The sequence below is a fragment of the Luteibacter sp. P4_D7_3 genome (assembly GCF_056401735.1).
The window spans coordinates 1-6,676 of record NZ_JBFUIT010000229.1 but is presented as its reverse complement, the minus strand read 5'-3'; the positions used below and the strand labels follow the sequence as shown (position 1 = coordinate 6,676).

The 6,676-nt window shown below is 59.5% G+C and carries 8 protein-coding genes; 4 read left to right on the top strand and 4 right to left on the bottom strand.

Going from position 1 to position 6,676, the window contains the following annotated elements; translation table 11 throughout:
- Positions 1–116 precede the first annotated feature (116 nt).
- Positions 117–1,280: a zinc-dependent alcohol dehydrogenase gene (locus tag AC1DSN_RS16440; protein WP_477331709.1), complete on the bottom strand. Its 1,164-nt coding sequence runs from the start codon at positions 1,278–1,280 to the stop codon at positions 117–119.
- A gap of 649 nt (positions 1,281–1,929) precedes the next feature.
- Here AC1DSN_RS16440 and AC1DSN_RS16435 point away from each other — a divergent pair.
- On the top strand, positions 1,930–2,703 hold the full coding sequence (locus AC1DSN_RS16435; RefSeq protein ID WP_477331707.1) for an Abi family protein: 774 nt from the start codon (positions 1,930–1,932) through the stop codon (positions 2,701–2,703).
- 32 nt (positions 2,704–2,735) lie between these two features.
- Here AC1DSN_RS16435 and AC1DSN_RS16430 read toward each other — a convergent pair whose 3' ends face one another.
- The 3 genes from AC1DSN_RS16430 to AC1DSN_RS16420 form a co-directional block, all read right to left on the bottom strand.
- A complete protein-coding gene (locus AC1DSN_RS16430) occupies positions 2,736–3,164 on the bottom strand; it encodes a hypothetical protein (RefSeq protein ID WP_477297090.1) in 429 nt (142 codons plus the stop codon).
- A 172-nt stretch (positions 3,165–3,336) separates the two neighbouring features.
- Positions 3,337–4,341 (bottom strand): chemotaxis protein CheB, encoded by a 1,005-nt coding sequence (locus tag AC1DSN_RS16425; protein WP_477331705.1) that lies wholly within the window; start codon positions 4,339–4,341, stop codon positions 3,337–3,339.
- A 154-nt stretch (positions 4,342–4,495) separates the two neighbouring features.
- The gene (locus AC1DSN_RS16420) at positions 4,496–4,834 is read right to left on the bottom strand and encodes a hypothetical protein (RefSeq protein WP_477297087.1); all 339 of its coding nucleotides are present in this window, start codon (positions 4,832–4,834) and stop codon (positions 4,496–4,498) included.
- Between the two features lie 194 nt (positions 4,835–5,028).
- Here AC1DSN_RS16420 and AC1DSN_RS16415 point away from each other — a divergent pair, with 194 nt between their 5' ends.
- From AC1DSN_RS16415 to AC1DSN_RS16405, 3 genes are all read left to right on the top strand, one after another.
- A complete protein-coding gene (locus tag AC1DSN_RS16415; RefSeq protein WP_477297086.1) occupies positions 5,029–5,508 on the top strand; it encodes an Hsp20 family protein in 480 nt (159 codons plus the stop codon).
- Positions 5,509–5,745: 237 nt separating this feature from the next.
- Entirely contained in the window at positions 5,746–6,252 is a 507-nt protein-coding gene (locus AC1DSN_RS16410; protein ID WP_477331703.1) for a hypothetical protein, read from the top strand.
- Positions 6,249–6,676 (top strand): hypothetical protein (locus AC1DSN_RS16405; RefSeq protein ID WP_477331701.1); only part of this gene is annotated, 428 nt, incomplete at its 3' end. The genes AC1DSN_RS16410 and AC1DSN_RS16405, both read left to right, overlap by 4 nt.

Below are 6,676 nucleotides of genomic sequence, written 5' to 3'. Positions count from 1 at the left end.
ACTCAGCACCGGGAAGGGCTCAATGCTGTCGAGGAGTGACGCCAGGTTCCCAGAGCGTCACGTGGTGCCGAGGTACAGGATGACCGTGTCGCGCTTCAGCGGCTTGTCGAGCGGGGTCATGGGGTGAGGACAACCTTGCGGCAGTCTTCTTCCTTCTTGTCAAAAATCTCGTACCCCTTTGCGGCGTCCGCCAGCTTCATGCGGTGAGAGATGATGATGTCCGGCTGTAATTTGCCGTCTTCGATGAATTCAAGGAGTTCCGGCAAATATTTCTGGACATGGGTCTGACCCATTGCCAAGGTGAGGCCCTTGTCGAATGCGTCTCCGATGAGGAACGCGTGGATGAAGCCGGCATACACCCCCGGGATGCTGACGACGCCACCACGCCGGGTCGCAGAAATGGCTTGGCGAAGCACTTCGCCGGAACTGGTTTCCAGCTTCAACGTGCTGAGCACCGTTTCCGTCGTGCTGCCCTTCGCTTCGAACCCCACCGCATCAATGGAGGCGTCGACGCCGCGGCCTGCGGTCTGCTCGAGAATGAACTCCGAGGGGTCTACCGAACTGAAATCGACGGGGATGACGTCGAACGCCGTGACTGCAAAATCGAGGCGATAGCGCTCCTCGTCGACCATGAAGATTCTCTCCGCGCCCAACATCTTTGCGCAGGCGGCGGCCATCAGGCCTACGGGGCCTGCACCGAAGATGGCAACGGTGGAGCCTCGCTCGATTTTTGCGTTGAGCACGGCCTGATATCCCGTGGGCAAGATGTCCGACAGGAACAACACGCGCTCGTCGGGGAGACTGCCCGGCACCTTGAACGGGCCGACGTTGGCCTTGGGTACGCGGACAAATTCCGCCTGACCGCCCGGCACGCCACCATAAAGGTGCGAGTAGCCGAACAGGGCAGCGGGAGGCGTCATCATGGACCGTTTGCGCAGACTCGACCCTTGGTCGGGGTTCGTCGTCTCGCAGGCGGCAAAGAGGTCGTTTTCACAGAAGAAGCACTTTCCGCAGGCAATGACGAAGGGAATGACCACCCGGTCACCGACGGCCACGTTGGTCACTTCCGGACCCGCGTCCTCCACGACGCCCATGAACTCGTGGCCGAAGATATCGCCGTGCTTCGTCTCCGGAATCTTGCCGTGATACAGATGAAGGTCTGACCCGCAGATGGCCGTTGCTGTCACCCGCAATAGCACGTCGTCAGCGGCGAGGATGGTGGGGTCGGGCATCGTCTCGACGCGCACGTCTTTCGAGCCGTGGTATGTCAGAGCCTTCATGGTGTTCTCCGGGGTGAAAGGCGCATCGTGGACCCGGGTTGTTGAAATTCAGGTGCGCGGAGAGTCTGGGTCGACGTGCGGGGTCCTTCACAAGGGCTTTCTTTCGTCCTGCCGCATGACGTCGATGCGGGAGCCACGGGCAGGGTCGAGAAAAAGCGGAAGGGAGTCGAACGGCCAGCGAGCAACTCGTGAGATTCAACGTTCGGTTCGATGTGCACCAAACTGTGAACTATGCGTACGCGGCGCGTAGGGGAAGTCGCGTACGCCGTGTGGGGGTTACGTCGCCACTCCCTCCGAGGAAAAGGTCAAGTCATTGATAAGGAATTGATATTCTGCGTGAGCGAAATATTTTCGGCTTGTTTTGTTGGTATTCTGGCCCCCACGGAACGCTCGTATTAGTTGAATCGAGTACCACTTTCCGAGATACTTTGCTCAACACACCCGCCACGCCTATGCAGCAGAACATCGTTGTACGCGCAAATAGGCGGGTTTTTTTTGAGCGCTTGCAGGGAGCAGAGCGACGGTGCAGTACAGGAAGGGTCCTCTCACGTACGCAGCACAGCTGCAGCAGCTTCAGCTGCGAGGCCTTCACGTTGCAGACCCTGTGCGCGCAAGCTACTACTTGGAGCGCGTTGGTTACTACCGACTCATGGGCTATCTATTTCCATTTCGGAGGCCTGGAAGCGACGCCTACGAGGCGGGGGCTACTTTCGAAGAGGCTGTAGCACGCTATGAATTCGATCAAGTGTTGCGCTCCCTGATTATGGAGGCGATCTGCAACATTGAAGTCGCGGTGAGGACGGCAGCCACCTATCGAATGGCTCACAGCTATGGCGCTTTCGGTTACAGCGATCCTGCCAACGTCGCATACGATAAAAATTGGCACGCTACCTGGATCGTTGCCGTAGAAGATGAAGTGCGGCGTTCACGTGAAACCTTCATTCGTCACTATAAAGAAAGGTACACGCTACCGCCGCATCCATGCGTGCCCGTTTGGATGGCAAGCGAGGTCATGTCATTTGGCTCGTTATCGAAACTTGTCCAGGCGATGCATCCTGCTGACAAGAAAGCGATAGCAGGTGCCTTCGGCGTCGCTTCCCCAGTGTTTGCCAACTGGATCCACGCCATCAGTGCGATACGAAATATCGCTGCTCATCACGGGCGTATGTGGAATCGGGTTCTAGGTATCATCCCCATGAGACCCAATAGTGGGCCTTGGCAGCATATGGCAGGAACCTATCCTGCAGGCAGGATGTACTTTGCACTGCTTGCCATTAAAGCCTTACTTGGCTCATGCGCGACTGACGTAAACGACTGGCGCGATCGCGTAAGTGATCATCTACGTCCACTCCTTGCAAGCCACGATCATAGACAAAGCATGGGAGCCCCCGCTAATCGGGATCAGCATGCGCTCTGGAGATAGCGGGTCAGCTCCGGGCGCGTTGGCCGGATCGCTCAACGGCGTGAGTCACCAGATACAGGTCTTTCGACCTTGTCGACGTCCACATTCCTGGCCTTCGCCAGGGCCTTTCCCAGGTAAAGGCGGTCGGTGCGGCAGATATCGAACCCCGTGATCGTCAACGGCGCCAATCCGCGGTAAGTCACCGAGAGGTCCTGCTTGCATACGTCCGCGCTGTCGAAGCGGACGGTGGCCTGGCCGCTTCTTCCGCCGATCAGTGGTCCGCCAAGATCGAGGGCATGCCAATAGCGCGTGCCGGCCGGAGCGGCCTCCACGGACGTCACCGTTCGGTCCGCGTCGTTGATGAAGGTAACAAAGTGCGGTGCTGCCTGCGCCGAGGTGACAAGCACCACGCCCAGGAACAGAAAGGTCGGCTTTGCCCAGGAGCGCCTGAAGTGCCGGCGCGTGCGGTGATGCTGATCCATGTGGTCATCTCCCTTGTGGCGTCACGCTGCGGCGTGACGATGTCGTCCGGACGTCGAGCACCGTTCGACTGGTGCGCGTGGTCGGTAGACATGGAAGCTAGTGACCCTGCATGGCAATTTTGAGGCGGCAAACTGACGTGGCGGCGAAGGTGATACACGAGGTGCACTGGTCTTAGACGTGCCCGAAGGGACTCGTGGTCAGGACCATGCTTCGCAGCGGCTCAGCTTTTGCGACCACGTCGTTCGCCTGCGTGGTGTAGTCGTCCGCCAGGCTTGCGCTTCCGGCCTCCTTTGCCGACAACGCCATTTCCCGAAGCAGCATCACGCGTTCTTCGACGGCGCGCAGCGTGTCCCAGAGTCCCTTATCGATGGCGTCACCGATATCCAATAGCAGCGTGTTAGCCGTCGCGCCGTGACCTCCGTGTCGTCGAGGGAGTGGCGTGGATGGCTCGTGGTCAGCGACAAGGCTGCTGTGGCATACCGGGCACGCGGACGGAGCGACAGGGATCAGCTCAGACATGTCCTGGCGCCCGGGGCTAAGCGCGGCGTCAGCCTCGGTCGGCGCATCCGAGTGGGATTCCATTGAGACGGACGGAGTGGCGGTAAGCCGCGCTACATGTCCGGCGATCTTCTCCCCCAGCTGTTGCACCGGGACCACGGCATCGACGTCAACCTGTAGGGCGGCACCCTCAGGCATCGAAGCAAATACCGCCGGAACGTTGCCCTGCACCAGTGCGACGCCGCCCCGATCTTTGATGGCCCACAGTCCCGACGTGCCGTCGTCGAGCATCCCTGATAGGAGAACGCCAATGACGTTGGGTCCGAATGTGTCGGCGGMTGAGCGAAAGAGTGCATCGATGGACGGTCGAGAGCACGACTCCTTAGGCGCGTGCGTCAGGCGCATGCCGTCCAGAGTGACAAGCAAATGCCGGTCTGGTGTCGCCACATAGATGTGACCCGCTTCCAGCACGCGGCCGTTTTGGGCATCCGAAACGGGCAGGGGCGTCATTCGTTGAAGGACGGATGCCAGGTCGCTCTTGACGTGGGCGGGGAGGTGCAAAACGATCAGGACGGCCGCTTCCAACGACGCCGGCAACCCGCCGATCAGTTGCTGCAAGGCCTCGACGCCGCCGGCCGGCGCCCCGATAACCACCACGGGTAACGTTTGGCTTTGCATGAGTGCCCCCAAACAACAACCTTACCGCGGTGAGCGCCCCCTCAGTGTGACGAGTGCTTGGGCGTGCTCACATGCAAGACCGGCAGCGACCGTCCCCAGGATGAGCGCGAGGGCAGTCACTCCCCCTCGCCACGCTGTTCGCCTAGTTGCCTGCTCAGCGCTCGCATGGCCTCGACGCACGCCAGGCTGGGCGTCGACCCAGGAGCCCCAGAAGCTGCACCACCAGGGCGGTGGCGTCTTCAAGCGACGGGTCGCCGGTAGAGATGGCTTGATAATGCAAAAGTCTCGCCCGGAAGCGGGCTTCCGGCAGGTCGGAATGAAGGAGCGCCAGATTCATCGCCAGGGCGCTCTGGGCCATCGCAGCAGCGGTCAGGGTCCAGCCTTCTCTTGCGTCGTCCATGGCCGCTTTATTCAAGGTGATCAACCCGAAGATGGCATGGAAGCTGTGATCGAATCGCATCTTTTGCGCGATCTTCCGAATTTGCATAGTCATAATTGCGATCGGTGTCGCATGCGAGCGTCGAGTCTCGGCTGTCGAATGGATGGCTAAACGAAGTCTGAATCCGCCCTCTTGAAAAATGTTTCTAGCTGCATAAATTACTCACCGCTGGCCGCTTCGGGACCAGCCTCCTCGCCCGCTTCGGGGGCGAGCGGAGAACTCATTCCATGTTGCAAGAGGATATGGTTATGCGAACTCTTCTGAACGTTTCACCCCTTCATCGCTCCAGCGTCGGTTTTGACCGCATGTTCGATTTGCTCGAAGCCGCCGCGTCGCGCGGCCAGGCCGCTGACAACTATCCCCCCTTTGATTCCATCAAGCTCGCTGACGATCAATATCGCGTCACGATGGCAGTGGCGGGGTTTCGCGAGCAAGATCTGGAGATCTCCACGCAAGGAAACTGGCTGACCGTCTGCGGCGAGCGCCACGGTGAAGCCGAGGGCGAATATCTCCACCGCGGCATTGCGACCCGGCCCTTCCAGCGACGCTTCGAACTGGCCGAGCACGTCCAGGTCACCGGGGCGAAGCTCGCTGACGGCCTTTTGTCCATCGACCTCAAGCGTGAGATCCCCGAGGCGATGAAGCCGCGCCGCATCGACATCGAGTCGGGGGCGGCGTCGGATGCCAAAGACAGCGTCCGCCAATTGCTCGATCAAGCCGCGGCTTGAACCAGGCAAGAGCCTCGCATGGATGCGGGGCTCTTTTTCGCCTCCGTCATAAGCAGTGCTGGCAGATGTGGTTGCTGTTGCCGTTGCGATCTCATGACGAACAGGTGCCCTCATCGGCTCCGGCTGCGTCAGTAACCATGGTATAGATCTTGTTGCACGCATCTCGCTCCGCGGTTGTCGTGCAGCAGGCCTCGCATCGAGGCGCTACGATCCCCGTGAATCTCTTCGAGMAATGCCATGACTCTCCACTTTGTAGCCGCACATGGCTCTGCCGTCGACAGCGCGAATGGTTTGGTGATCTACCGGCCGCGGATGCAGCCCACATCGAAGCCTGATGAAGTCGAATGGCAATACATGGTCTATAAGAACGACGACATGGGGCACGGCCTCGGGTTCTTTGGTTTGCACGTTCTGATCGAAGAGGCAGGGGAGACTGTTCGCCTTTTCACCCTTGACCTGGGCCGGACCGACGTCGTCACTTCGATGTTGAAACTGAAACAGCGGCTTAGTATCGACGGCGATGACTTCGAATTCATCCATCGACTAGCGGAAGGTCTCGTCAAGGTATTCGAAAGCCGCACGACTAACACCGAAATCGTCCGTTATGTAGCCCTGACCCAGGACGCGGCGTTACTGGATGTCGGTCTTGTCGTTCCGCTCCATCTTCCTCGTCTCGCTAACGGTCAGGTGGTCCTGGCTGAGACACGGTTGGAGGCTCATCCCGTTTTACGGTCGGTGCCATGACGCAGTTCGTCTTTGATGACTACGTCCGCGCGACGATGGGGGGTGCCACCGATGTCTCCAACGGGAAGAGTCTTTCACCGGATCAGATCCAGAGGGTCGCCGACTACCTGAAGTCGCCCGGCTCGGGCCCGGATGTGACATCCAGCTACGAGACGTTTGTGTCGAGCAGGATGGTTACGCATCCTCCTGCGTTACCGCCGGGTTACGATTATGTCGGTTTCTCCGGTCGTGACAGTGCAGGGAAGGCCAACTACGAAAATGCCGTTGCCTACACTGAGGAGCTTGGTGGCGGCGGGAGGGCCGGCATCATTGGTCATACCCAGTGGGGAAAATTCATCAACGCTTCGTCGGGCACTCCTGAGTTCGACGTTGTGGCGAAGAAGTTCGAGACATTTCTTGGAAACGAGGGCATTGAACCTTACGG

Bases quoted from the DNA above. Each gene is read 5' to 3' on its own strand.
- AC1DSN_RS16440 (WP_477331709.1), bottom strand. From the start codon at position 1,280: ATGAAGGCTCTGACATACCACGGCTCGAAAGACGTGCGCGTCGAGACG.
- AC1DSN_RS16435 (WP_477331707.1), top strand. From the start codon at position 1,930: ATGGGCTATCTATTTCCATTTCGGAGGCCTGGAAGCGACGCCTACGAG.
- AC1DSN_RS16430 (WP_477297090.1), bottom strand. From the start codon at position 3,164: ATGGATCAGCATCACCGCACGCGCCGGCACTTCAGGCGCTCCTGGGCA.
- AC1DSN_RS16420 (WP_477297087.1), bottom strand. From the start codon at position 4,834: ATGACTATGCAAATTCGGAAGATCGCGCAAAAGATGCGATTCGATCAC.
- AC1DSN_RS16415 (WP_477297086.1), top strand. From the start codon at position 5,029: ATGCGAACTCTTCTGAACGTTTCACCCCTTCATCGCTCCAGCGTCGGT.
- AC1DSN_RS16410 (WP_477331703.1), top strand. From the start codon at position 5,746: ATGACTCTCCACTTTGTAGCCGCACATGGCTCTGCCGTCGACAGCGCG.